This is a genomic window from Amycolatopsis sp. WAC 01376, from assembly GCF_003947415.1.
Classification (GTDB): Bacteria; Actinomycetota; Actinomycetes; order Mycobacteriales; family Pseudonocardiaceae; genus Amycolatopsis.
Genome location: NZ_QHKL01000002.1, coordinates 376,476 through 400,914, shown reverse-complemented (window position 1 = coordinate 400,914; position 24,439 = coordinate 376,476). Strand labels below are relative to the sequence as shown.

The following is a 24,439-nucleotide window of genomic DNA, read 5'->3' as shown; positions in this document are numbered from 1 at the left end:
CGGGGGCCACCGGAGATCGCCGTCACACAGCTCGCTTTTTCAGTTTCCTACGCTCACGTTCGGAGAGCCCGCCCCAAATACCGAACCGCTCGTCATGCGCGAGGGCGTACTCGAGGCACTCGTCCTTGACCTCGCAACCGAGGCAGATCCGCTTGGCTTCGCGGGTGGAGCCGCCCTTCTCCGGGAAGAACGCCTCCGGGTCCGTCTGCGCACAGAGGGCCCGTTCCTGCCAGTCCTGCTCTTCCGCGGAGGCATCGTCGAAAAGCTCGGTGAGATCGCCCAGTTGCTGCTCCGGGACCTCACCCCAACCCACGACTTGCCCCCATTCCCTTCCATCTGCTTCCAACCGCACGTCCGCCTCCTCGCTGTCCACGCACTCCCCAGGCTGGCGGTGTTGAAACACCATCCGCCGCCCCCTTCCAGCGACGAATGACATCACTGTGATTACACCCGTGTAGTGCGGTCAGGTCAAGCGGAGTAGCGAGTTCGGGGGATACCCGCGCCCCATCGCGCAAGGGGACACGCCGAGAACTTCACATCGGGCATACGGAAGACTGGAGGGGTGCAGAGATCAGCAGTGCGGCCAAGCCCGATCTTCCTCGGCATCCTCGCGGTCACCGTCCTGGGCGGTGTACTGGCGGCTTTCGGTGACACGACCACTATTTCCAGCCAGAAGTACGACCCGCTCATCATCATCGGTGTCGTCTTGCTCGTCGCGGGCGGCTGGGTCGCGTCACTGACGCTCCACGAGTTCGGCCACGCGGTCGTGGCGTTCCGCGGTGGTGACAGCAGCGTCGCCCACAAGGGTTACCTGTCCATGGACGTCCGGAAATACACGGATCCGGCACTGTCCATCATCCTGCCGTTGGTATTCCTCTTCATCGGCGGCATCCCGCTGCCGGGTGGCGCGGTCTGGATCGAACACGGACGGCTGCGGTCGCGCAGTGTCCAGTCGTGGGTTTCGCTCGCCGGGCCGCTGAGCAACCTCGGCGTCGGCGTGGTGCTGACGCTTCTCGTCGCGCTGGTGCCGATGTCGTCCGGTCTCGTGATCGGGATCTCGTTCCTGGCGCTGCTTCAGATCGTCACGTTCATCTTGAACATCCTGCCGATCCCCGGTCTCGACGGCTGGGGCGCGATCGAGCCGTACCTTTCGCCCGGCGCGCGCGAGTTCGGCGCGAAGGCCCGGCCGTGGGCGCCGCTCGTGCTGTTCGCCGTGCTGTTCCTCGTACCCGGAGCCAGCTCGTTGCTGTGGCAGGGGTCCTACGCGGTCTTCGACTCCGTCGGAGGGTTCACGCTCGCCGCCCAATATGGACAAGACGCGTTCATGTTCTGGAAGTGAGCGATCACTTGCCTTCGGGGTGCTCGGTGAACCATTCGTGCGCCCGCTTCCAGACGCGTTTGAGGCCGGACCGCTCGCCGAGGTAGTCGCCCGCCATGCCGACCACCGGCAGCTTCCCGAGCGCACGGTGGAAAAGACGGCCACGAGGCCGCTTCTCGAGTTCGTCGACGATGCCCAAAAGTCCCCGCCCGAGCCGCCACAGCGTGCCGGCGGCCGCCTTCAGGGTGACCTTGCCGTGCTTCTTCTTCGCGTCGTCGAGTTCTTCGGTGAGCTTCGCCGCTTCGTCGTCTTCGGCGGCCTTGTCGTGTTCGGCGTGTTTGCCCGCCGCGATCACCGGATCGATGTCGCGTTCGAAGAGCACCCACGCGATCAGCCGGACCCGGGCGCCGACGTCGGTCACGCCGTACTCCCCCGCGATCGCGCACAGCAACATCCCCTGCGCCGCCGAGCCGAGCGCGTCCTGCACGGGCAGCCGGTCGGCGAGCGCGCCGCCGAGACCGGGGATCGCGGTGATCAGCGCGGTGAACCGGCCGACCCGGTTCACCCACCAGTCGGTCCGCTGGTAGTTCGACATCTCGGCCCACGCCGCGGTGCCGGGCACCTTCACCGAGGTGATCCCGTTGAGCAGCTTGTCCTTCAGCCCCGGTTCGACGCCGTCCAGATCCTCGTGGCGACGCCCCCTGGCCTGCAAGCCGAACGGATCCGCGTCACGCAGCGCGTCGACCATCGGCCCGCAGGCGCGGACGAACGGCCGCAGCACCGCCACGACCTGGCGGTCCGAAATCGCTTCACCCACTGCTGACTCCCTTCGCGACCTTCGCCGCATTGCCCAGACCGCCACCCAGCGCCAGTGCTCCCGGCAACGCCCCGCCGCCGATCAGCAGCAGTGCGCGCCAGTCCTGTATCAGCACCAGATCACCACCGGGACCGGTCACGCCCATTCCGAGTACGACTAGTACCCAGACGAGCAGCGGAATCACCGAAAAGGAGGGCCGCACCACTTTCGCGGTCGTCCGCACCAGCAACGGGGTGGTGATCACCGCGAGCACCACGGTCACCGGCATCGGGAAGTCACCGAGCTTCGGCAGCACGATCCCGTCGAGCCGGAGCGGCAGGAAGAACAGTTCGAGCAGTCCGAGCAAGAAGGCGTCGAAGGCCAGCAAGGCGAGCAGCAGGCGCTGTCGCGAAGTGAGCGGCGGTGACGGCTCGGTCACTTCGCGAGTCCCCCGAACAGATCGGCCGCGGCACCTTCGGCCGGTCCGTGGGCGAGCACGAAGTACTCGTTCGGGGTGATCGGCTGCGCGACGTCGTTGCTCAGCGCGAAGTGGTCGGCGAGGGCGGGCACGCTGACCTGGGTCTCGTGCGCCCGCAACGCGGCGGCCTTCGCCGGGATGTGCGCGCCGACGTCGAGGACGGTCGTGATGGTCTCGTCCGGCGTCACCGGCAGTTCGCCGTCTTCCGGGACCTGGAACGACGAGCGTCCGCGCAGCGCGGCGAGCCCGGCCGCGACCGCGTCGCGAGAAGAAACAGTGTGGAAGACCCGCTCGACCGACTCGGCCTTCGGCGCCGCGGCCATGGTGACCTCGTGCGCGCGGATGTGGTCGGGATGCCCGTAACCCCCGAAAGCGTCATACGTGACGACGACCTGGGGCCGGACCTCGTCCAGGATCTCCGCGAGCTGAGCCGCCTGCTCGTCGAGGTCACCGCCGGAGAACGCGCGCGGATGGGCCGCGGACGGCGTCCCGGCCATCCCCGAGTCACGCCAGCGGCCGATGCCGCCGAGATACCGGTGCCGGGAGACGCCCAGCGCCGCGCAGGCCGACGCCAGCTCGCCCGCGCGGTAGCCGCCGAGCTGATCGGAAGCCCACGAACCGAGCCCGCCGAGGGACGGCGGGATGATCTCGCCTTCCTCACCGAGAGTGCACGTGACGACGGTCACTTCGGCGCCTTCCGCCGCGTAGCGCGCGATGGTGCCGCCGGTGGTGATGCTCTCATCGTCCGGATGGGCGTGTACGAGGAGCAATTTGGGCCGGTCGGAGATCACGGCTTGAAGACTAATTCGAACACGGCGCGCTTTCCTTTATAGGGTGTCGGGAACGGAAGCCCCGAGCACCGACCTTAGTCGGGCGACTCTCGGTTATCCTCGCGCGAGTCATGGCCGATGCGCCGTGACCATATGTACCCCCACGAAGGGCATCTTGGTGAGCACTGAAGCAGCATCGTCGGACCTCGGCGGCGTGTCGGGTTCGGTTCTGTCCATCTCCGACCTCAGCGTCTCGTTCCCGACCGACGACGGCGTGGTCGACGCCGTCAAGGGCATCGGATTCGACGTCAAGCCGGGCGAGATCGTCGCGGTGGTCGGTGAGTCCGGTTCCGGCAAGTCGGTGACCTCGATGTCGGTGCTCGGGCTGCTCCCGAAGACGAGCCGGATCGCCGGCGAGCTTCGCCTCGGCGACCGCAACCTGGCCGACCTCAAGGAGAAGGACCTCCAGAAGATCCGCGGCAACCAGGTCGCGATGATCTTCCAGGAGCCGATGACCGCGCTGAACCCGGTCTACACCGTCGGCTGGCAGCTGCGCGAGGCGCTCCGCTCGCACCAGGACATCTCGAAGGAAGCCGCCGACAAGCGCGCCATCGAGCTGCTCGAGATGGTCGGCATCCCGAACCCGCCGCTGCGCTTCAAGCAGTACCCGCACCAGCTCTCCGGCGGTCTGCGGCAGCGCGTCGTCATCGCGATGGCGATCTCGTGCGACCCGAAGGTGATCATCGCCGACGAGCCCACCACGGCCCTCGACGTCACCGTGCAGGCGGAGATCCTCGGCCTGCTGCGCAAGCTGCGTGACACCCTCAACACCGCGATCGTGCTGATCACGCACGACATGGGTGTCGTCGCCGACCTCGCCGACCGCGTGGTCGTGATGTACCAGGGCAACATCGTCGAGCAGGCGCCGGTGCGCGACCTGTTCGCGTCGCCGCAGGTGGAGTACACCCGCAAACTGCTCGCCGCCGTTCCCGTGCTCGGCCAGCGCCCCGAAGGACGCCGCCTGCTCGACGACTCCGGCATCGACGCCGACAGCGACGAGGCCTCGAAGATCGCCGAGGAGATCCGGCTCGCCGACGCCGAGCTGGAAGCCGTGATCGAGGCGGACGCCCCGGCGCTCGAGATCAAGAACCTCGTGCTGGAGTACCCGGGCCGCCGCGGCCAGGCGAAGAACCGCGCGGTGGACGACGTCTCGCTGAGCATCGCCAAGGGCGAGATCGTCGGCCTGGTCGGCGAATCCGGTTCCGGCAAGTCGACGGTCGGCCGCTGCGCGATCCGCCTGCTGACCCCGACCTCGGGCACCGTGTCGATCGCGGGCAAGGACATCACGAACATGTCGAACAAGGAGCTGCGCCCGCTGCGCCGCTACTTCTCGATCGTGTTCCAGGACCCGGCGTCCACACTGGACCCGAAGATGACCATCGGCGAATCGATCGCCGAGCCGATGGTGCTGCACAAGTTCCTGCAGGGCAAGGCCCTGAACGAGCGCGTGGCGTCCCTTTTGGACAAGGTCGAGCTCGGCGGCCACTACCGCAACCGGTACCCGCACGAGCTGTCCGGCGGCCAGCGCCAGCGCGTCGCCATCGCGCGGGCGCTCTCGCTCGACCCGGCGCTGCTGATCGCGGACGAGCCGACCTCGGCGCTGGACGTGTCGGTGCAGGCCCGCGTGCTGGACCTGTTCCTCGACCTGCAGCGCTCGCTGCAGTTCGCCTGCCTGTTCATCAGCCACGACCTCGCCGTCGTCGACCTGCTCGCCGACCGCGTCGCGGTGATGCAGTACGGCAAGCTGGTCGAGGTCGGCACGCGTGACCAGGTACTGCACTCGCCGCGCGAGGACTACACCCGTCGCCTGCTGTCGGCCGCTCCGGTCGCGGACCCGGTGCTGCAGGCCGAGCGGCGTGCTGCCTGGCAGGCGGGCAAGCTCGCCCCGGTGGCCGACTGACCTCTGGCTCTCTACGCGAAGGCCCCCTTCACCGCGTCTGACGCGGTGAAGGGGGCCTTCGCGTACTTGGGGGGCTTTGGTGAGCGCTTCTCAAGTGTCAGGAAAGGGTCGTTCAAGACATTTTTCGTCTTGAACGACCCTTTCCTGACACTTGAGAAGCGCGTGAAGGCCCCCTTCCCTCGGCTGAGCCGAGGGAAGGGGGCCTTCACGCGCTAAAGAGGGCCTTACGCCTTCATGCGGCGCTGGCGCGGGTCGAAAGCGTCCCGCAGGCCGTCACCGATGAAGTTGATCGTCAGCGAGATCAGCACCAGCACGACGAACGGGCCGAAGAACAGCGCCGGCCGGTTCTGCAGCTGCGAGTAGTTCTCGAGGATGACGCGGCCGAGCGAGGTGTCCGGCAGCTGCACCCCCAGCCCGATGAAGGACAGCGCCGCCTCGATCAGCACGGCCTGCGCGATCGCGAGGGTCGCGTTGACCGTGATGAGGCCGACCATGTTCGGCACCAGGTGCTTGAACACGATGTGGAACGTCCCGGCGCCGGACGCGCGGGCGGCGTCCACGAACTCGCGCTGGGACAGCGACATCGACTCGGCCCTGGCGATACGGGCGATCGGCATCCAGCCGAAGGCCGCCAGCACCATCGCGACGATGTACCAGCTGCCACCGCCGAACACCTTCGCCAGGATGGCGGCCGCGGCGATCTGCGGGACGATCAGGAACAGGTCCGTCACGCGCGAGATGGCCGAGTCGGTGAAGCCGCGCAGGTAGCCGGCCATGGCACCGAAGACGGTGCCGATGGTGGTGGCGACGATCGACACGATGAGCGCGATCAGCAGCGAGTACTGGGTGCCGCGCAGGATCTGCGACACCATTTCCTTGCCGACCTGCGTCGTGCCGAGCGGGTAGTCCCCGCTGGGCTTGGCGAAGGACGGGAAGGAGCTGTCCTCGTAGCTGTACGGCCAGAAGATCGGCATGATGATGACGGTCAGCACGAGCAGCAGCAGGATGCCCGTGCAGATCATCGCCAGCTTGTGCCGGAGGAACTTGCGCAGGACCAGCTTGCCCTGGCTCCGGGGCTCGGGCAGTGCCTCGTCCGGAAGCTTGCCATCGGCGGACTTGGAGTCTTCCGCCGCGATAAGGGAGTTCAAGTCAGCCAACGCGAATCCTCGGGTCCAGGATGCCGTACATCAGGTCGGCGATCAGGTTGGCGACGATGATGCTGCTGGCGATGAGCACCAGCCACCCCATCATCACCTGGGTATCGCTCTTGGTCACGGCTTCGACGAGCAGCTTGCCCATGCCATTCCAGTTGAACACCGTCTCGGTGATGATCGCGCCCGAGAGCACGGCACCGAAGTTGACGGAGAACAGGGTGGTCACCGGGATCAGCGCGTTCCGGAAGGCGTGGCGGAAGATGACCCGGCCGTTGGCGAGCCCCTTCGCGCGTGCCGTCCGCACGTAGTCCGCGTTCAGCGTCTCCAGCATCGAAGCGCGCTGGAACCGGCTGTACGCGGCGAAGCTGATCGCCATGATGGACAGTGTCGGCAGCAGATACGCGCCGACGTAACTGGCAAGGAAACCGCCTGGACCGTCGAAATTGAGCGATTCCGGGCTCGTGGTGCGGATCCACGGGTTACCGAGCACATCGGACAGTCCCAGATCCCGGACCCAGCCGTTGAACTGGATCGCGTAGCCCTTCAGCACGATGGCGACACAGAAGATCGGCATCGAGAACAGCAGGAAGGCCAGCGTGGTGGCGATGTAGTCGAGGATCGAGTACTGCTTGACCGCCGCGACCACACCGACGAGGACGCCGAGGACGAGCGCGAGGATCTCGGCTCCGACGACGAGCTTCAGGGTGACCTCGAACGCGGCCATGACCTTCGGGAACACCGGGGCCTGCGCGTTGCCCTGGGCGATGGAAACGCCCCATTCGCCGGTGACGAAGTTGCCGAGCCAAGTGAAGTACCGGGGCACGATGCTCTGGTCCAGCCCGAGCTGCGAGGCCATCTGGGCGATGGCTTCCTTGCTCATGGCCGGGTTGCTCTTCATCTCGGCGAGCGGGTCGCCGGTGCCGGCGACCATGATGAAACACAGGAAAGTCCCGACCAACAGGACGGGAATCGATATCGCCAGACGGCGAAGAATGTAGATCACCAGGTTCAACGAACTGCTCCTCATCCGGGCCTGGTCGCCGAAGTGCTGGACCGCTGCCCGGTTGTCCACCGTAGTGGCGGTAACCCTACGGTCAACAGCTACTTCCGGCGGGTACGGGGGCCCGGCTTGTGGCCGGGCCCCCGCACCACCAGGATCGCGTAAGCGAGTGGTGAAAAAGCGGGGCGCAAGCCCTACTTCTTCTGCTCCCACTCACCGGCGTTCCACAGGACACCGTTGTACGACTGCATGTAAGTGCGGTCGATGCCCTTGAACGCCCACATGGACGGGGTCTGGAACAGCGGCAGCGTCGCGTACTCGTCCGCGATCGCCTGGTCGGCCTTCTGGTAGCTCTCCAGCTGCACCTTCTCGTCGGTGGCCTTCACGGCCGCCTCGAAGGAGGAGTCGATCGTCGGGTTCGACAGGCCCTGGTAGTTCTGGCTGCTGTCGTCGACACGGGTGATGTAGATCGACTTCTGCTCGGCCTTGAACGGAGCGGCGGACCAGCCGAAGAGCGCGGCGTCGTAGTCGCTGGCCGCGAGACGGCCACCCTTCAGGAAGTTCGCGTCCTGGTCGTCCGTGATCTCGATACCGGCGGCCTTGGCCTGCGAGATGATGATCTCGACGGTCTGCTGACGGCGGGCGTTCTGGTTGTGCGAGATCTTGAACGACGCGCGCTGGCCGTCCTTGGCGAAGATACCGTCGCCACCCTTGACCCAGCCGGCGTCGGACAGCGTCTTGGCCGCGGCCTCGGCGCCGAGACCGGCCTTGCTGCTGTACAGGTCCTTGAAGCCCTGCTCGCCCGGCATGAACACGATGCTGTTCAGCGGGGTCGCGTCGGCCTGGACCTCCTTGAGGAGCTTGTCGGTGATCTCCTGGCGGTTGACGACCTCGAAGAACGCCTTGCGCAGGTTCTTGTCCTTGAACATGCGCTTGTAGTTGAGGTCGATGTGCTCGAAGGTCAGCTGCGAGGCCGAACCGTAGGTGACGCCCTGGGCCGAAAGACCCTTCAGGGTGCCGGCGGCGGTGGCGTCGGGCTGGGTCGAAGCGGCGATGTCGATCTCACCGTTCTGCAGCGCGGTCGCCATGGCCTTGGTGTCCTCCATCGCCTTCACGACGATCTTGGAGGGGCCACCCTTGCCACCGATCCAGTTCGGGTTCTTCTCGAGCGTGACGGCCTTCTGGTTGGCGTCGAACGCGGTGATCTTGTACGGACCCGAAGCCGGCATGTTCTCGGCCTTGAAGCCCTTGAAGCCGTTGGTCCAGAAGTCACCGGCCTTCGCCAGCTGGGCCGCGTCGCTGGTCGGCGTCAGCTTGGTGATGTCGGCGACGCCCGAGTTCTTCTCGACGATGTGCGCGGGCATGATCGCGGTCGAGTTGAACAGGCCCTTGTAGTCCAGGTACGGCTCGGTGTACTTGGTCTCGAAGGTCAGGTCGTCCTTGCAGACCGCCGAGTTGATCAGCTGGTAGCCGGTCGTCGAAGCGGCGAGGAAGGCCTGCTTGCCGTCCGAGGTCTTGGCGGCACCGGAGTGCGCCAGCCACGCCAGGTACATGTCGTCGCAGTCGAACGCCTCGTTGTCCGACCACTTCACGTTCGGCTTGATCTTGTAGACGACGGTCTGCGGCTCCTTGGAAGTGACCTCCCAGGAGTCGAACACGTCGTTGTTCAGCAGCACCTTGTTGTTGCCGTCGAGCACATCGGCACCGGCGAGCACGGAGGTCAGGATGTAGGTGTTGTACGACGTGTTGGTGTCAGGCGTGTCGTTGTTGTAGCCCGAGTACCCGTCGTCGATGCCCACCGTGACGGTGCCTTCGTACCCCGGGGTGTCCGCGAGCTTGAAGTTTTCGCCGTTCTGCGCCTTGCCGACCGCCATGCTCTTGATGTCGGTCGACGACCCGTTCTGGTCGGAACTGCCGCTGTCGCCACCGCTGCATGCGCTCAGCACAAGCGCGGAGGCCGCGACCAGCGACCAGGCGGAGACTGCCTTGGACTTCCTCATGAAGTGTGCCCTCCTAGCACTGGGTTCCTGAGATCGGAACAGGACCCCACACCGCTCCGGTGAGATGGCCCGGAGCCTATGACACGCCAAGCAACACTCATTTGGCGCACTGCGGGTGCACGCTAGAAAGGAAATGCACGAACAGTCACCAGTTACGGGGGGATCGTGACCAAAGGGTAACTTGCGGCTGACTTCGAGAAATACAGTGGTTACCTTGAGGAATCAGTCCGCCACTCGAACGTGCCGGGAAAGGTCACCCTCCAGGGTCGGACTCGGACTCGAAACGGCTACTTCGGACCCCTCGTCCAGTTCACCGCGGACCCGAAAGGGCCCACCATAGGAGGACCTGCGGTTACCCCGGAAATACCGGAGCCGATGGCGAGGGTATCGGCCAGCTGGAACAACGGAATGGCAACATTCCGACGCCACAATTCCGGTTCGAGGGCCGAAAGCGCGTCGGCGACCGGGGTGGCGCCGGTCAGCGCGGCGTCGATCGACGGCTGCAGGGCCGGGTCGCAGAAGCCCAGCGGGTTGCCGGGGACGACGGCCTTGGTCTTGTCGGTGAGCTGATCGGGACGGCAGCCGAAGGTGGACGCCAGCGCCGAAGCGACGTCCGCACCCCCCTTGACCTGGCCGATCACCGCGATGTCGATGCCGACGTTGCCCGCGCCTTCCGGCGTCGTCTGCTGGATCCCGTTGAGCACCGGCATGGCCAGCAGCGTCGAGAACAGCTCCCTCGGCTGCGGCGCGATCGCGTTGACCTCGATCCCCGCGGCCACCAGTTGCGCCGTCAGCTCCTTGGCGATCGTCGCGTACGGCTCTTGTTTGGCGGGCGAGGCGACGACCAGCGAAAGGTTCTTCCCGTTCTTGCGCCAGGTTCCGGCTTCCTTGGTGTATCCGGCGGATTTGAGCAGTTCCTCGCCCTTGGCCGGATCGGCCGCCGACGGCGGTCCCGGTGCCGGGATCGTCGGCTGGAAGCCGGGGGCCGAGGGGACGCGGACCTGGGCGTCGGCGCGGAGCTTGTCCGACGGGCCGCCGTCGGTCGCCTCGGTGATCAGCTTGCCGCGGTCGATCAGCGCGGTGACGCCTTCGCGCACCTTCGGATCCGACAGCGTCGAACTCACCGGCCGCAGGAGGATCTGCGCGACCGTGGGGCGGGCGACCGTGTGCAGCTGGACGGCGGAGCCGAGTTCGCCGAGGCGTTTGAGGCCGGTGCCGTCGGTCCTGGTCATCGCGAACTGGTCGTTGCCGCTGCGCAGGGCGGCCAGTGTGCCGTCCTGATCGGCCGCACGGAGCACGATCCGGTCGAGTGCGGAGGGTTTCTCCCAATAGCGCTCGTTGCGCTCCAGAGTGACCTCTCCGCGCGCGGTGTCGAGGCCCTTGATCGAGTACGGCCCGGCGACGGCGGGGAACGTCGTCGCCAGCGCGCCCTGCCACCCGTTCGGGGCGTCCTTGAGCAGATGGGCGGGCAGGAGGTTGTTGAAGAGCGTCTGCCAGCCCGGGTACGGCTTGGCGAAGCTGACCTCGACCCGCTTGCCGCCTTCACGCGACTGGATGTCCGAGATCAGCCGGTAGCCCGCGGCACCGATGACGCCCGGCTGGTCGCGCATGGCCTCGCGGAGGTACGCGAAGTCCTCGGCGGCGATCGGCGCGCTGTCGGACCAGGAGGCGTCCGGGCGGATCGTGTACGCGACCGTGAACGGCTGCTGCGACACGACCTCGGCGGACTTCATGAGGTTCTTGTCCAGCTCGAAACTGCCGTCGTCCTTGGGGCGGAACACCGACGGGAGCAGCAGTTGCGAGAGCGCCGACGTCACCTGGGACGCGTCGGCGAGGTTGTGCGGGTTGTAGCCGCCGAGGACGTCGTCCACACCCACGACGACCTGCGAAGGCGTCTTCGTGGTCGAGGTGCTCACCGGGGAGGCCGAGGAGCTGACCACCGGCGGCGGTGGGGTGTTGCTGCAGGCGGCGAGGAGCACGGCCGCGCACGCCAGCATGGGTGCCGCTGTGTTCACTACCCGCACGCCTGGATCCTCCTGGTTTGTCCCTCGCCCCGTCGCCATAGAGCTATCACGCCGGGCATGGCCTCGGCAGCGAGATTCCCATATCGGCCCGGCCGTCGCCCGACCGGCCGCCGCCTCCTCCGGTGGACGTCCGGGAGGCCCCGAAGGTTCCTGTCCGGGCCGAAGCATTTCGACGGCGCCGGATCGCGTTCCTCCGGCAATGGGTTCCGCAAACCCGGAACATTCCGGAACGCCTCGCCGGAATGTTCACCACCGGACGATTGATGACCGAAACGATCGCGAACTCGAGTCCTATCCGGACGCATTCGGGTTCTTTTGTTTCGCGCCGGTCCGGATCCGCGTTCTCGGCCGGGTTCACGGCACCGGTGCACCGGCCCGTTCCGGTGATGTGAACACCGTCCGAAAAGGAGCTCGGCTTTCCGGCGAAATTGTCGGGAAAGGACCTTTCTTTAACCGGGAACGCCCGACCGAATACGGTGCGTGACCGCGTTCGGAGCCGAAAAAGCCGGAGGGCGCCTACTCACGGTGAGTGAGCAGACGCCCTCCGGCGCAGACGTGGAACCCAAGGCGGCAGAACTCGGCAGCGGCTGTCCACAAAGGACATGCGTGGGCCGAAGGCTCCCTTGACCGCGTCCGATGCGGCTCGCCCCTGCCGGATACGAGTCCTTGGCCTCTGGTCAGCCGCGGTTCTTGTTGCGGTTGCGCTCCTTGGCGCGCTGGTTGACGTCCAGCGTGACCTTGCGGATCCGGACGACGTCGGGGGCGACCTCGACGCACTCGTCGACGGAGCAGAACTCCAGCGCCTCTTCCAGGCCCATCTTGCGCGGGCGGGCCAGCGTCTCCATCACGTCGGCGGAGGACTGACGCATGTTGGTCAGCTTCTTCTCCTTGGTGATGTTGATGTCGAGGTCCTCGGCGCGCGGGTTCTCGCCGACGACCATGCCCTCGTACACCTCGGCGCCCGGCTCCACGAAGAAGGTGCCGCGGTCGGCGAGCTGGATCATCGCGTACGCGGTGATGGGGCCCGAGCGGTCGGCGACCAGCGAACCGGAGTGACGGGTGCGGATCTCGCCCGCCCACGGGAAGTACCCCTCGAACACGTGGTTCGCGATACCGGTGCCGCGGGTCTCGGTGAGGAAGTCGGTGCGGAAGCCGATCAGGCCTCGTGCCGGGAGGACGTAGTCGAGCTTGATGCGGCCGGAGCCGTGTCCGCCCATGTGCTCCATGCGCCCCTTGCGGGCGGCCAGCAGCTGCGTGATGCCGCCGAGGTGCTCCTCCGGGGAGTCGATCGACAGGCGCTCGAACGGCTCGTGCAGCTTGCCGTCGATCATCTTGGTGACCACCTGCGGCTTGCCGACGGTCAGCTCGAAGCCCTCGCGGCGCATCTGCTCGACGAGGATCGCCAGCGCCAGCTCGCCACGGCCCTGGACCTCCCAGGTGTCGGGGCGCTCGGTCGGCAGCACCTTGATGCTGACGTTACCGATCAGCTCCTGGTCCAGCCGGGCCTTGACCAGGCGCGCGGTGACCTTGTCGCCGCCACTGCGGCCTGCCAGCGGCGAGGTGTTGACACCGATGGTCATCGAGATGGCGGGCTCGTCGACGGCGATCCGGGGCAGCGCCTCGGGGTTCTCGACGTCGGCCAGGGTGTCGCCGATGGTGATCTCGGGGATGCCGGCGATGGCGACCAGTTCGCCCGCGCTGGCCTCGGTCGCCGGGACACGGGTGAGCGCCTCGGTGACCAGCAGTTCGGAGATGCGGACGTTCTGGATGGTGCCGTCCTCGCGCATCCAGGCCACGGTCTGGCCCTTGCGCAGGTTGCCGGAGTGGATGCGGATCAGCGCGATCCGGCCGAGGAAGTTCGAAGCGTCGAGGTTGGTGACCAGTGCGCGCAGCGGGCCTTCGCGGTCGGCGAAGGGCGGCGGCACGTGGCGCATCAGGGTCTCGAACAGCGGGTCGAGGTTCTCGCTCCCGGGCACCGCGCCGTCGGCGGGCTGCTCGAGGCTCGCCTTGCCCGCACGGGCGGAGGCGAAGACGACCGGGAGGTCGAGGATCGCGTCGAGGTCGGCGTCCTCGATGTCACCGGCCAGGTCGAGCAGGAGGTCGTGGGTCTCCTCGACGACCTCGGAGATCCGGGCGTCGGGGCGGTCGGTCTTGTTGACCACCAGGATCACCGGCAGACCGGCCTCGAGGGTCTTGCGCAGCACGAACCGGGTCTGCGGCAGCGGCCCCTCGCTGGCGTCCACCAGCAGGACGACGCCGTCGACCATGGCGAGCCCGCGTTCGACCTCGCCACCGAAGTCCGCGTGGCCGGGGGTGTCGATGACGTTGATCGTCACCGGGCCGTTCTCGGTCTCGCGGTGGATGGAGGTGTTCTTCGCGAGGATCGTGATGCCCTTTTCGCGTTCGAGCTCCCCGGAGTCCATCACGCGATCGACGAGTTCGGCGCGTTCCTCGAAGGCCCCGGACTGCCGGAGCATCGCGTCGACGAGGGTCGTCTTGCCGTGGTCGACGTGTGCGACGATGGCGACGTTGCGCAGGTCGGGCCGGGTCTTGCCGGACGAGCGGCCGGCATCGACTGCGGTGGCGCTGGCTGCGGGCACGCGAAGGCTCCAAAGGTTTCAAGTTCGGGTGTGGTGCCCGCGCCGCCCCGAGTGCTCACGAGTGGCTCGATCGAGTTGCTCATTGACGCGATCGGGTAACGTCGGCCGGCTTTGGCCATACGCGGACCACACCAGGGTACCTGTAGCCGAACTGTGAGCACCCCCACGCCCCAAGATCGGTTAGCCTCACCTAACGTGGGCGTGTCGCCGACGCCGTCCGACGAGGAGTGCGAGTGGGCAAGAAGCTACCCGACGATCCGCACAAACTCGTGCGCAAGTGGATGAAGTCCGGCAAGGTCAAGAAGAAATGCTGCAGGTCGAAGTCGCGGTGCGGCAAATGCCCCGTCCTCGCCTTGAAAAAGGCGAAGACGAAGATCGCGAAAGCGGCTTAGCGGATCGTCCTCAGTGCACCACCGCCTCGTTGATCGCCCGCAGTTCCGGAGCGGTGCGGGTCGGCGAGAACTCGATCACCTCGTAGGCGGCCATGTGCTTGATCGAGAAGGGGTCGGTCGCGAGGAGCGCGTCCAGCTTTCCCCTGGCCATGGGCCTGGTGATGATGACGCCGCCGATGCGCGGGTTGCGCCTGCCGGAGGCGAGGAAATTGCCGTGCTCGTACTGTTTGGTCAGCCACTCGGCGTGATCCGGGAGCACGTAGTCGATTTCTTCGATAGGGGCGGTGTAGGTCAGCAACACGACGAACATGAGAAGACGGTAGACCCGGATCCCCAATGTGACGGGCGTACTGCGCCGGCCGATATGAAGTGTTGACGCTACGTACCCGTAATGAGTGACTCTTCCCTTCTTTTCACTCCGCATGTAGTCCTTTGGACGACCGCTTGCGCGGAGTGGGTAGGATCGTCGGCATGCGCACGCAGAACGCCCAGTGGTGGCCGCCCTCCGGCGGCCCCGAAGTCCTGCGCTGAACCAGACGAGCGCACCACCAGGCCGCCCCACCGGGCGGCCTTTTTCGTGCCCGGACCCTGGGGCGGCCCGAATCCGAGAGGAAGAAGGCAGATGATCAGGTTGTCCGGGATCACCCCGTCCGGCCACGTCCACGTCGGGAACCACCTGGGGGCCATTCGGCGCTGGGCGGACGAGGGCGGGCCGGACGACCGGGACTTCGTCTCCGACCTGCACGCGATGACTAACTCGCACAATCCGGCGAAACTACGTTCGATGGCCTCCGAGCAGCTGGCCGTGCTGATCGCGGCCGGGATCGAGCCGGACCGCGTGTTCGTCCAGTCCGACATAGCCCGCGAGCTGGGCGCCCTCAACTGGGTCCTCGAATGCACCTGCAACTACGGCGAGGCCGCCAGGATGATCCAGTTCAAGGAGAAGTCGAAGGGACAGGCCGGGGTCCGGCTGTCCCTGCTGACGTATCCGGTGCTGATGGCGGCGGACATCCTGCTGCAGGGCGCGGACGAGGTCCCGGTCGGCGAAGACCAGCGGCAGCACGTCGAGCTGGCGCGAACACTGGCGAAGCGGTTCAACTCCACCTACGGCGACGTGTTCACCATGCCGAAGGCGGTGCTGCCGCCCGCCGGGGCGCGGGTCATGGACCTCGCCGAGCCGACGCGGAAGATGTCGAAGTCGACGCGGGAGGAGGCCGGGGTGATCTTCGTGCTCGACGAGGCCGACCACGTCAGGCGGAAGGTCAAACGCGCGAAGACCGATGGCGGGTCGAAACCGGCCTACGCGCCGGAAACCCGGCCGGGGATGGCGAACCTGCTGGACATCCTCGCGGCGTGCGTCAAGGAGAAACCCGAGGTCCTCGCGGACCGGTTCGACTCCTACGGCCAAGTCAAGGAGGCCGTCGCCGAGGCGCTCATCGAGGAGCTGCGGCCGGTCCGGGAACGCGCGCTGGCGCTGCTGGCCGACCCCGGCGAACTGGAGCGGGTGCGCAAGGCGGGCGCCGTCCGGGCCGCGGAACGGGGTGAGCACCGGTTGCAGTCCGCGCTGCGGCTCATCGGCGCCGGCTGAAGGTCCGTGTCGCGGCGCTGCGATGGCCGCTCCCCAAATGTCATGAAAGGGTCGTTCAGGACATATTTCGTCCTGAACGACCCTTTCATGACACACACGGTCAGCACCCCCGAAGCAGGGCGGCCAGGGCGGGCAACAGGATCCGGTCGGCTGGCAGCCAGTCGAGACCGGAAAGCTCCGCCGAGGACACCCACCGGACGTCTTTGTGCTCCACCGCCCGCGGCTCGTCCTCCGCCGAGACCAGCGAAGCGGCGTAGATCCGCAGCAGCTTCCCGTTCGGGAGCGGAACGTCGTCGCCGACCCGGCCCGCGACCGTCACGGCGACGTCGAGCTCCTCCAGGCATTCCCGCGCCAAGGCGGCTTCGTCGCTTTCGCCGTCCTCGACCCGTCCGCCCGGCAGTTCCCATTGCCCGGCGTGGTCGGCGGGCCAAGCCCGCTGCTGCGCCAGCACCTGTCCGTTCCGCACGATGGCGGCACCCACGATCACCACACTGCACACCCTAATGAGGCCGTGCCGCCTGCCAGACGATCTGGAACCGCGCCCCGCCGTCGGGTGATTCGCCGACGCGCACCCGGCCCCCACGCCGCCGGATGGCCTCCGCGACCATCGCCAGCCCGAGCCCGGTGCCGCCGGAGGACCGCGCCCGCGAATCGGAGACGCGGTAGAACCGGTCGAAGACCCGCTCCCGATGTTCCGGCTCGATACCCGGCCCGTCGTCGTCGACCACCACCCGCACGGTGGACCGCGCCGCGAGCACCGACACCACGATCTGCCCGCGCGCGTAGCGGCAGGCGTTGCGAAGCAGGTTGCTCAGCACCAGTTCGACCTCGGCGTGCGTCGCCAGCGCCCAAGCGCTCCCGACCGTGCCGCTCACCCGGATTTCGGGCGCGTCGGCGGGCATCCGCGCGACCGCCGCGCGCACCTCGCTCACCAGCTCGACCGGTTCCGCGGGCGGGACCTCCCCCGCGTCCGACCTCGCCAGCGCCAGCAGCCCGTCGAGCAGCGCGGAAAGCCGTTCGGCCTCTTCGAGGACGTCGGAGAGTGTCTCCTGGGCGAGTTCGGGATCGGGATTGGTGACGGCGACCTCGGCCTGCACGCGGATCGACGCGACCGGCGAACGGAGCTCGTGCGCGGCGTCGCCGGTGAACCGCCGCAACCGTTCGGCGCCCTCCTCCTGCCTGGCCAGCAGGGCGTTGAACTCCTCGGCGAGCGCGCGGAGTTCGTCGTGCGAATCCGGGAGCGGCAGCCGCGCGCCCGGCGGGAGTGCCCGCACCGAGCCGCGCATCCTGGCCACCGGCCGCAGCGCGAACCGCACCAGCAGCCACGTCGCGATCCCGGCGCCCACCGCGCCGACGGACGCGACCACGAACAGCCACAGCCCGCCGGAGTGCAGCTCGGTCGCGAAGCCGACCAGACCCGCGCCCGCGACGACGAGCCGTTGCTGTCCGTCGGGCGCGGTGACCACGGTGCCCGCCCAGCGCCAGCTGTGCTCGCCGCCGGTCGTGACCGGTTCGCCCGCCTTCAGCGCGCGGACCTCCGAGGGGCCGAGGTTCGCGGGCGGCAGGCCGTCCACCGGCCCGCCCCCGGTGTCGAGGACCCGGACGGTGACCGCCGATCCCGATGGCGTCCGCCCCGCGGCGACGTCGGCCTTCGCGGTGTTCAGCTGGGTGCTCAGTTCCTCGTCGACCGAGCCGATGAGCAGCGGTTGGAGGTTGTCCCCGGCGACCGCGGCAAGCCCGAGCAGGAAGCCGAGCGTGACGGCGGCCGCGAGGAGGGTGATCCGGACCTGGAGCGAACGGCGGCGCCACCAAGACGGCGAGCCGATCACCCCTGTCCCGCCGGGGCGATCACTTCGTCGAGCTGCGCGTCCGAAGCCAGGTAGCCGTGCCCGCGCACGGTCCGGACCAGCGCGCCCGCGCCGACCGCGTCGAGTTTGCGGCGCACGTAACCGACGTAGACCTCGACGACGTTGCGGGTCGCGGCCTGTTCGTCACCCCAGACGGCGCGCAGCAGCTCGTCCTTCGTGACCACCGTCCCCGCCCGGCCCGCCAGCACCTCCAGCAGCGCGAACTCGCGCGGGCTGAACGCCACTTCGATGCCGTCGTAGCGGACCTGCCGCAGGCTCCGGTCGACTTCGAGGGCGCCGATCCGCAGCGGCCCGCGGATCGCGTCCGGCGTCGCCCGCCGCAGCACCGCGCGCACCTGCGCGACCAGGACGACGAAGGAGAACGGCTTCACGAGGTAGCCGTCGGCGCCGAGGTCGAGGCCGTCCGCCTGGTCGACCTCGCCGTCCTTCGCGGAGATCATCAGCACCGGGGTGGTGACGCCGAGCCCCCGCAGCCGTTCGAGCACGCGGTAGCCGGAAAGACCGGGGAGCATGATGTCGAGCAGGACGACGTCGAAGGAGCCCGTCTGCGCCAGGCGCAGGCCGCTGGGCCCGTCGGCCGCGGTGACCACGTCCATGTCCTCGGCGCGCAGTCCCCGCTGCAACGCCTTGCGCACGCCGGGCTCGTCGTCGACCACCAGTACTCGAGGTTTCACGTCCCTCATCATTCACGCTTTCACCAGCTCACGCGCGAGCTCTCAGCGCCATCTCAGCTCCGGCGGCGGAGTCTGAGTGGTATCTCAGCGTTTCCGGGGAAGCGTTGTCGCCAAGACCCGAGCACACTGGGGTTCGGGGAAACAGGGAGAGACAGCATGGATCCGAAGAGGAAGGCCATCACCGCGGCGGTGGTGGGCACGGCGCTCGGCGTCGGCGGGCTCGCCGTCGTCGCGATGCCGGCCACCGCGGGCGACGCGCCCGTCTTGCCGCAGATCAGTGCCGAAGAGCTGGTGCAGTCGACGCTGAACGCGAAGCCGTTGGCGTTCGACGGGAAGGTCAAGGTCAACAACGACCTCGGCCTGCCGCAGGTCGGCAGCACGCTGCCCGGCGCGTCGGCGCTCAGCATCGACTCGGCGCAGGTGTCGACGGACGGCGCGGGCAAGAGCAAGGTGTCGCTCACCGAGGGCTCGAGCCAGCAGACCATCGTCAAGAACGGTGAGGCCGTCTGGGAGTACAACTCCAAGGACAACTCCGCCACCAAGATCACCATCCCGGCCGACCTGTCCAAGGAGCACCAGAACAAGGTCGACGGCAAGGCCGTCGACCCGGCGACGGTCGCCTCGGAACTGCTCGGCAAGGTGCGCGAGAGCAGCACGATCGCCGTCGACGGGACGTCGTCCGTGGCGAACCGTTCGGCGTACGAGCTGGTGCTGACCCCGAAGCCGACCGAGCGGACGCTCCTGCGTGAGATCCGCGTCGCGATCGACGAGCAGACCCGGATGCCGCTGCGCCTGACGGTGCTGGCCAACGGCACCTCCTCGCCCGCGTTCGAGGCTTCGTTCAGCGAGATCAACTTCGCGAACCAGCCCGCGTCGAACTTCGAGTTCACCCCGCCGAAGGGTGCGAAGGTGACCGAGAAGGCGGCCGAGGTCGACCCGAAGAACCGTGAGCTCGCCGAGCAGGCGAAGTCCGAGGTCAAGGTCGTCGGCGACGGCTGGGACACCGCGATCACCGGCAAGATCCCGGCCGACGCGCTGGCGAAGGCCGGCGACGCGAAGGACGAGCAAGGCCGTCAGGTCGACCCGAAGGCGCTGCTTTCGCGGTTCGCCAAGCCGGTCAGCGGTGCCTGGGGCAGCGGCTGGCTGCTGACCACCAAGGTCGGCAGCGGCGTGCTGACCGAGGACGGCCGCTACGCCGTCGGCGCGGTGCCGGAGCAGGTCCTCTTCGAGGCCTTGGCCGCGAAGTGACCACCACGTTCGAAGCCGGGACGGACGCCTCTCAGGAGGCGTCCGCTCCGGCGGTACCCATGGCGGCCCGCACCAGGGGCCTGCGCAAGGTCTACGGCCGCACGGTGGCCGTGGACCACGTCGATCTCGACGTTCCCGAAGGCGCCGTGCTGGGGATGCTCGGCCCCAACGGATCTGGCAAGACGACGACCATCCGGATGCTGCTCGGTCTCGTGCGGCCCACCGAGGGCGAGGTCGAACTGTTCGGCAAGCGGATGCCCGACGAGGCGGCGCACGCGCTGCCCGACGTCGGCGCGCTGGTCGAAGGTCCGGGCTTCCACCCTTTTCTTTCCGGCCGGGAGAACCTGCTGCGCGTGGCCGCGGCGGAACCGAGGCTGGCTTCGGCCGGGATCCCCGGCGCGGTCGACGCGGCGCTTGAGCGCGTCGGGCTGACCGACGCCGCGACCCGGCGCTACAAGGGGTATTCGCTGGGGATGAAGCAGCGGATGGGGCTGGCGAGCGCGCTGCTCGTGCCGAGGCGGATGGTCGTCCTCGACGAGCCGACCAACGGCCTCGACCCGGCGGGCACCAGGGAGATCCGCCGGATCATCGGCGAACTGCACGCCGACGGCGTCACCGTGCTGGTGTCGTCGCATCTGCTGGCCGAGGTCGAAGCGACCTGCACGCACGTCGCGGTGCTCCAGTCGGGGAACGTGATCGCCCAGGGCGAGCTCGCGGAACTGCTGGAGTCGGGGAACGCGGCGCTGCTGGTGCGGACGCCCGACGCCGAACTCGCGGTGGAAACGTTGCGCGAGAACAGGATCGGCGCCCGGCTCACACCGGACGGCGTCCGTGTCGATCTCACCGCGACCGAAGCTCCCGACGTGCTGCGACACCTGGTGACGGCCGGGGTGGCCGTGCACGAGGCGGCGAGGGCGCGCACCGGGCTCGAGGACCTGTTCGCCAGGCTGACCCAGCCGGAGTCCACTGTAGACGGTGAGGGGGAATCGTGACCAACGCTCTTGCCGCGGCACCCGTGGCGCGGACCGGCCACGACAGCGTCGGCCTGCTCCGGCTGTACCGTGCCGAACTCCGCTGGATCTTCCGGCGCCCGCGCACGCTGGCCGTGCTGGGCCTGCTCGCGTTGATCCCGGTGATCATCGGGCTCGCGCTGACCCTCGTCGACGCTTCGGAAACGAGCGGCGGGCAGGACGGCGCGCTGCTGGCCTCCGCGGTCAACAACGGTTTCATCCTGCCGGTCGCGGCACTGACCATGACGCTGGGGCTGCTGCTCCCCCTCGCTTCGGCGATGGCCGGGGCGGACGCGATCGCCGCCGCGGCGGCCCACGGGACGCTGCGCGGCTGGCTGATCGCGCCGGTCGGCCGGGGCAGGCTGCTCGCGATCAAGGCGTTCGGCGTCGCGACGGTTTCGACGATCGCCGTACTGGCCATGACGTTCACCGGTTTCGTCACCGGACTGATCCTCAGTGGCGCCGACTCGATGTTCACCCTCACCGGCTCGACACTGAGCGTGTGGGACGCGCTGGGCCGCATCCTGCTCGTGGCCGCATGGGTGATCCTGCAACTGTGGGCTGTCGGCGCGGTCGCGCTCGCGATCTCGGCGTTCACCGAACATCCGATGCTGGTCGTCGCCTCGGTGCTGGCCGGGACGATCGTGTTCACCATCCTCGGGTTCCTGGACGCGGTCTCGTGGCTGCATCCGTTCCTGCTCAACGAGAACTGGGCACAGGCACCGGCTTCGGTGCTGATGGACCCGGTGGACACCGCGATGCTCGGCGAAGGCGCGCTGCGCGCCGCCTGCTACATCGCCATCGGGCTCTCGATCGCCTACGCGCGCCTGACCACGCGGGACGGCTGACCTCGCCCCCTCGCATTTAGTCCTCTGAATGCGGTAGTTCGGGTACCCAACTACCGCATTCAGAGGACGAAACGCGTTACTTGCGTGGGCGAAGCATCGCATTCAGAGGACTAATTGCGAAGTTGGGCGACGCCGTCCGGGTCCAGGAGGAGCCGGACACGGTCGCCGGGGCGCAGGTCGGCCGTGACCGGCGCGACGGCGTCCACAGTGGACAGATCGCCACCGGGCGCGACCACGAGCCGTACGTGCTCCCGCCGGTGCACCACGGCGGTGACCTCGCCCTCGACGCCGTCCGGGGAGACCCGCAGCCCGTGCGGCCGCAGGCCCAGCCGCACCGCGCCGTCCTCGACATCGGGCAGCGTGACGTCCCCGAGCAGCGTCCGGACCGTCCCGCCCGTCGCCTCGCCGTCGACGAACGTGGTCACGCCGAGGAACCGCGCCACATCCTCGTCCACCGGCTGCCGCCAGACGCGGCGCACCGCGCCTTCCTGCCGGATCTCGCCGTCGTCGAGCACGGCGACGCGGTCGGCGAGCGTGAACGCCTCTTCCTGGTCGTGCGTGACCAGCAGCGCGGTGATCTTGCTGCGCCGCAGCAGGGCCGCGAGGTCGATCGCCAGCTGTTCCCGCAGTCCGGCGTCCAACCCGGACAGTGGTTCGTCCAGCAGCAGCAACCGCGGCTCCGGCGCCAGCGCGCGGGCCAAGGCCACCCGTTGCGCCTGCCCGCCGGAAAGCTCGGTGACCCTCCGTCGTTCGTAACCGCGGAGCCCGACCAGATCGAGCAGCGCACAGACGCGTTCCGCGTGCTCCGCGCGCGGGACGTCGTGCATCCGCAGGCCGAACGCGATGTTCGCGGCGACGTCCTTGTGCGGGAACAGCTGCCCGTCCTGGAACACCAGCCCGAACTCGCGCCGGTGCACCGGGACACCGGCGAGGTCCTCGCCGTCCCACCGCACGGTCCCCGACGTCAGCGGTTCCAGCCCGGTGATCGCGCGCAACAGGGTCGATTTCCCCGAACCGGACGGGCCGAGCAGCGCCAGCACCTCGCCGTCGGCGATGTCCTGCCGGGCGTCCTTCACCGCGGCGAACGATCCATAGTGGACGGTCAGATCCCGTACCGACAGCGACACTAGAACTCCCCTACCGAATTCTGCCCGCGGACCGCGCCGAACCGGTCGATCAGCACCACCGCCACCACGGTCACGATCATGAGCAGCGCGCAGGCCGCGTAGGCCATCTGGTTGTTCAGCTCCCCCGGCCGCGAGATCAGCGTCGCGACGGCGACCGGCAGCGTCGGCGCGTCCGGCCTGGCAAGGAAGCTCGTCGCGCCGAACTCGCCGAGCGCGACCACGTAACCGAAACCGGCCGCCGCGACCAGCGAACGCGCGGTCAGCGGGAGATCGATCTCCCGCCACACCCGGCCGGGACTGGCGCCGAGCGTGGACGCGGCCTGTCGCAGCCGGACGTCGACCGAGCGCAGCACCGGCAGCACCATCCGCACGATCAGCGGGATGATCACCAAGGCCTGTGCGAGCGGCACCAGCAGCGGCGACGTCCGCAGATCGCCCGGCAACGCGTCGAGCGTGACGAGGTACCCGAAACCGACGGTCACCGCGGACACGCCCAGCGGCAGCATCAGCGCGGCGTCCATCGTCTCGCCCATACCCCGCGCCAGCCTGCCCGGCGTGCGCCGCAACGCCACCAGCACGACCGAGGCCAGCACGCCGACGATCATCGCGAGCGTCGTCGCGTCGAACGCCGTCCGCAGCGACATCGACGCCGCGTCCCAGCCCGAAACCTGAAGCGCACCCCGCGAGCCCTGTCCGGCGAGCGCTTCGTACCCGGCGAGGCTGAAACCGTCCGAAGTGGACACGGATTCGACGAGCAGCGCCACGATCGGCGTCATCAGGAGCGCGATCACCGCGAGGCCCGCGGAGACCGCCCACCACTCGCCGCCCCTGGGCCGCCGCGCGGTCTCGCTCCGCGAACGCAGCCGCGCCGCGTTCTCCCGGCGCCGCCTCGCCAGCGCGCCGACGACGAGCGCCGCGACGACGGCGGCGAACTGCATCGGCGACAGCGCCGCCGCGCCGGAGAGGTCGAGCAGCTCGACCGTGCGCAGGTAGATCTCGGTCTCCAGGGTGCGGTACTTCGCCCCGCCGAGAATGAGCACGACCCCGAAGCTGGTGGCACAGAACAGGAACACCACCGCCGCCGCCGACGCGATGGCAGGCGCGAGCGCGGGCAGCGTCACCGAGCGGAAGGCACGCCACGGCGACGCGCCGAGTGCCCGCGCCGCGTCCACGGTGCGCGGGTCGAGGTGACTCCACAGCCCGGAAACCGTGCGCGCGACGACGGCGACGTTGAAGAAGGCGTTGGCCAGCACCAGCGGCAGCAGCCCGCCGTCGGGCCAGAGCGCGCGGAACGCCAGGCCGACCACGACGGTCGGCAGCACGAACGGCACCAGCACGAGCGTCCGCACCAGCGACACCCCCGGCAGCCGCACCCGCGCGAGCAGGAACGCCACCGGCAGACCGGCGAGCACCGCGACGATCGTCGAAACCCCCGCGCTCGCCACGGTGAACCCCGCGAGCTTCCAGGTCAGCGGGTCGCCGATGGCCGTGCCGACCCCGCCGGAACCGAAGCCCCGGCCGACGATCGCCGCGACCGGCCAGGCGAAGAACACCACGAGGAAACCGAGCGGCAGCACGGCGAGT

Annotated in this window: 22 protein-coding genes; 7 read left to right on the top strand and 15 right to left on the bottom strand. The window is 68.4% G+C overall.

Annotated elements, in window-relative coordinates; genetic code table 11:
- Positions 1–22: 22 nt before the first annotated feature.
- A complete protein-coding gene (locus DMH03_RS11180; RefSeq protein WP_007028952.1) occupies positions 23–406 on the bottom strand; it encodes a WhiB family transcriptional regulator in 384 nt (127 codons plus the stop codon).
- A gap of 171 nt (positions 407–577) precedes the next feature.
- On the opposite strand from DMH03_RS11180, the gene DMH03_RS11175 reads away from it, so the two are divergent.
- Positions 578–1,339 (top strand): site-2 protease family protein, encoded by a 762-nt coding sequence (locus DMH03_RS11175; protein WP_125792882.1) that lies wholly within the window; start codon positions 578–580, stop codon positions 1,337–1,339.
- A gap of 4 nt (positions 1,340–1,343) precedes the next feature.
- Here the strand turns inward: DMH03_RS11175 and DMH03_RS11170 are convergent, their stop codons facing one another.
- From DMH03_RS11170 to mshB, 3 genes are read right to left on the bottom strand one after another with little or no spacing between them, the layout of a single operon-like run.
- The gene (locus tag DMH03_RS11170; protein ID WP_125791941.1) at positions 1,344–2,135 is read right to left on the bottom strand and encodes a hypothetical protein; all 792 of its coding nucleotides are present in this window, start codon (positions 2,133–2,135) and stop codon (positions 1,344–1,346) included.
- Complete coding sequence (locus DMH03_RS11165; RefSeq protein ID WP_125791940.1) at positions 2,128–2,553, bottom strand: hypothetical protein; 426 nt, start codon at positions 2,551–2,553, stop codon at positions 2,128–2,130. Before DMH03_RS11165 ends, DMH03_RS11170 begins: the two co-directional genes overlap by 8 nt.
- Positions 2,550–3,383 (bottom strand): N-acetyl-1-D-myo-inositol-2-amino-2-deoxy-alpha-D-glucopyranoside deacetylase, encoded by an 834-nt coding sequence (gene mshB / locus DMH03_RS11160; protein WP_233611431.1) that lies wholly within the window; start codon positions 3,381–3,383, stop codon positions 2,550–2,552. Before mshB ends, DMH03_RS11165 begins: the two co-directional genes overlap by 4 nt.
- Positions 3,384–3,540: 157 nt before the next feature.
- Here mshB and DMH03_RS11155 point away from each other — a divergent pair, with 157 nt between their 5' ends.
- The gene (locus DMH03_RS11155; protein ID WP_199748829.1) at positions 3,541–5,322 is read left to right on the top strand and encodes an ABC transporter ATP-binding protein; all 1,782 of its coding nucleotides are present in this window, start codon (positions 3,541–3,543) and stop codon (positions 5,320–5,322) included.
- Positions 5,323–5,546: 224 nt separating this feature from the next.
- On the opposite strand, the gene DMH03_RS11150 is transcribed toward DMH03_RS11155, so the two are convergent.
- The 5 genes from DMH03_RS11150 to typA form a co-directional block, all read right to left on the bottom strand.
- Positions 5,547–6,479, bottom strand: a complete 933-nt coding sequence (locus tag DMH03_RS11150; RefSeq protein ID WP_125791939.1) for an ABC transporter permease — start codon at positions 6,477–6,479, stop codon at positions 5,547–5,549.
- Positions 6,472–7,488 (bottom strand): ABC transporter permease, encoded by a 1,017-nt coding sequence (locus DMH03_RS11145; RefSeq protein WP_125792879.1) that lies wholly within the window; start codon positions 7,486–7,488, stop codon positions 6,472–6,474. Before DMH03_RS11145 ends, DMH03_RS11150 begins: the two co-directional genes overlap by 8 nt.
- A gap of 182 nt (positions 7,489–7,670) precedes the next feature.
- Positions 7,671–9,476, bottom strand: a complete 1,806-nt coding sequence (locus tag DMH03_RS11140) for an ABC transporter family substrate-binding protein (RefSeq protein WP_125791938.1) — start codon at positions 9,474–9,476, stop codon at positions 7,671–7,673.
- Positions 9,477–9,763: 287 nt separating this feature from the next.
- Entirely contained in the window at positions 9,764–11,473 is a 1,710-nt protein-coding gene (locus DMH03_RS11135; RefSeq protein ID WP_199748892.1) for an ABC transporter family substrate-binding protein, read from the bottom strand.
- 704 nt (positions 11,474–12,177) lie between these two features.
- Positions 12,178–14,100 (bottom strand): translational GTPase TypA, encoded by a 1,923-nt coding sequence (gene typA, locus DMH03_RS11130; RefSeq protein WP_125791936.1) that lies wholly within the window; start codon positions 14,098–14,100, stop codon positions 12,178–12,180.
- A gap of 233 nt (positions 14,101–14,333) precedes the next feature.
- Between typA and DMH03_RS42295 the strand changes: the two genes are divergently transcribed.
- The gene (locus DMH03_RS42295) at positions 14,334–14,492 is read left to right on the top strand and encodes a hypothetical protein (RefSeq protein ID WP_007028942.1); all 159 of its coding nucleotides are present in this window, start codon (positions 14,334–14,336) and stop codon (positions 14,490–14,492) included.
- A 10-nt stretch (positions 14,493–14,502) separates the two neighbouring features.
- On the opposite strand, the gene DMH03_RS11125 is transcribed toward DMH03_RS42295, so the two are convergent.
- Positions 14,503–14,802 (bottom strand): YciI family protein, encoded by a 300-nt coding sequence (locus DMH03_RS11125; RefSeq protein WP_125791935.1) that lies wholly within the window; start codon positions 14,800–14,802, stop codon positions 14,503–14,505.
- Between the two features lie 312 nt (positions 14,803–15,114).
- Here DMH03_RS11125 and trpS point away from each other — a divergent pair, with 312 nt between their 5' ends.
- Complete coding sequence (gene trpS / locus DMH03_RS11120; RefSeq protein ID WP_125791934.1) at positions 15,115–16,080, top strand: tryptophan--tRNA ligase; 966 nt, start codon at positions 15,115–15,117, stop codon at positions 16,078–16,080.
- A 100-nt stretch (positions 16,081–16,180) separates the two neighbouring features.
- Here the strand turns inward: trpS and DMH03_RS11115 are convergent, their stop codons facing one another.
- Genes DMH03_RS11115 through DMH03_RS11105 form a run of 3 tightly spaced genes read right to left on the bottom strand, consistent with a single transcriptional unit; the run spans position 16,181 to position 18,634 of the window.
- Positions 16,181–16,570 (bottom strand): (deoxy)nucleoside triphosphate pyrophosphohydrolase, encoded by a 390-nt coding sequence (locus DMH03_RS11115; protein WP_125791933.1) that lies wholly within the window; start codon positions 16,568–16,570, stop codon positions 16,181–16,183.
- 10 nt (positions 16,571–16,580) lie between these two features.
- Entirely contained in the window at positions 16,581–17,909 is a 1,329-nt protein-coding gene (locus tag DMH03_RS11110; RefSeq protein WP_125791932.1) for an ATP-binding protein, read from the bottom strand.
- Positions 17,906–18,634 (bottom strand): response regulator transcription factor, encoded by a 729-nt coding sequence (locus tag DMH03_RS11105; RefSeq protein WP_125791931.1) that lies wholly within the window; start codon positions 18,632–18,634, stop codon positions 17,906–17,908. The genes DMH03_RS11110 and DMH03_RS11105 overlap by 4 nt, the downstream gene beginning before the upstream one ends.
- Before the next feature lie 144 nt (positions 18,635–18,778).
- Here DMH03_RS11105 and DMH03_RS11100 point away from each other — a divergent pair, with 144 nt between their 5' ends.
- The 3 genes from DMH03_RS11100 to DMH03_RS11090 are packed head-to-tail and all read left to right on the top strand — an operon-like array spanning position 18,779 to position 21,728.
- The gene (locus DMH03_RS11100) at positions 18,779–19,870 is read left to right on the top strand and encodes an outer membrane lipoprotein carrier protein LolA (protein WP_125791930.1); all 1,092 of its coding nucleotides are present in this window, start codon (positions 18,779–18,781) and stop codon (positions 19,868–19,870) included.
- Positions 19,867–20,862, top strand: a complete 996-nt coding sequence (locus tag DMH03_RS11095) for an ABC transporter ATP-binding protein (protein ID WP_125791929.1) — start codon at positions 19,867–19,869, stop codon at positions 20,860–20,862. The genes DMH03_RS11100 and DMH03_RS11095 overlap by 4 nt, the downstream gene beginning before the upstream one ends.
- The gene (locus tag DMH03_RS11090; protein ID WP_125791928.1) at positions 20,859–21,728 is read left to right on the top strand and encodes an ABC transporter permease subunit; all 870 of its coding nucleotides are present in this window, start codon (positions 20,859–20,861) and stop codon (positions 21,726–21,728) included. Before DMH03_RS11095 ends, DMH03_RS11090 begins: the two co-directional genes overlap by 4 nt.
- 110 nt (positions 21,729–21,838) lie before the next feature.
- On the opposite strand, the gene DMH03_RS11085 is transcribed toward DMH03_RS11090, so the two are convergent.
- Positions 21,839–22,855 (bottom strand): ABC transporter ATP-binding protein, encoded by a 1,017-nt coding sequence (locus tag DMH03_RS11085; RefSeq protein WP_125791927.1) that lies wholly within the window; start codon positions 22,853–22,855, stop codon positions 21,839–21,841.
- On the bottom strand, positions 22,855–24,432 hold the full coding sequence (locus DMH03_RS11080) for an iron ABC transporter permease (RefSeq protein ID WP_125792878.1): 1,578 nt from the start codon (positions 24,430–24,432) through the stop codon (positions 22,855–22,857). The genes DMH03_RS11085 and DMH03_RS11080 overlap by 1 nt, the downstream gene beginning before the upstream one ends.
- Positions 24,433–24,439 lie beyond the last annotated feature (7 nt).

Bases quoted from the DNA above. Each gene is read 5' to 3' on its own strand.
- DMH03_RS11100 (WP_125791930.1), top strand. From the start codon at position 18,779: ATGGATCCGAAGAGGAAGGCCATCACCGCGGCGGTGGTGGGCACGGCG.
- DMH03_RS11180 (WP_007028952.1), bottom strand. From the start codon at position 406: ATGGTGTTTCAACACCGCCAGCCTGGGGAGTGCGTGGACAGCGAGGAG.
- DMH03_RS11140 (WP_125791938.1), bottom strand. From the start codon at position 9,476: ATGAGGAAGTCCAAGGCAGTCTCCGCCTGGTCGCTGGTCGCGGCCTCC.
- DMH03_RS11105 (WP_125791931.1), bottom strand. From the start codon at position 18,634: ATGATGAGGGACGTGAAACCTCGAGTACTGGTGGTCGACGACGAGCCC.
- DMH03_RS11125 (WP_125791935.1), bottom strand. From the start codon at position 14,802: ATGTTCGTCGTGTTGCTGACCTACACCGCCCCTATCGAAGAAATCGAC.
- trpS (WP_125791934.1), top strand. From the start codon at position 15,115: ATGATCAGGTTGTCCGGGATCACCCCGTCCGGCCACGTCCACGTCGGG.
- DMH03_RS11135 (WP_199748892.1), bottom strand. From the start codon at position 11,473: ATGCTGGCGTGCGCGGCCGTGCTCCTCGCCGCCTGCAGCAACACCCCA.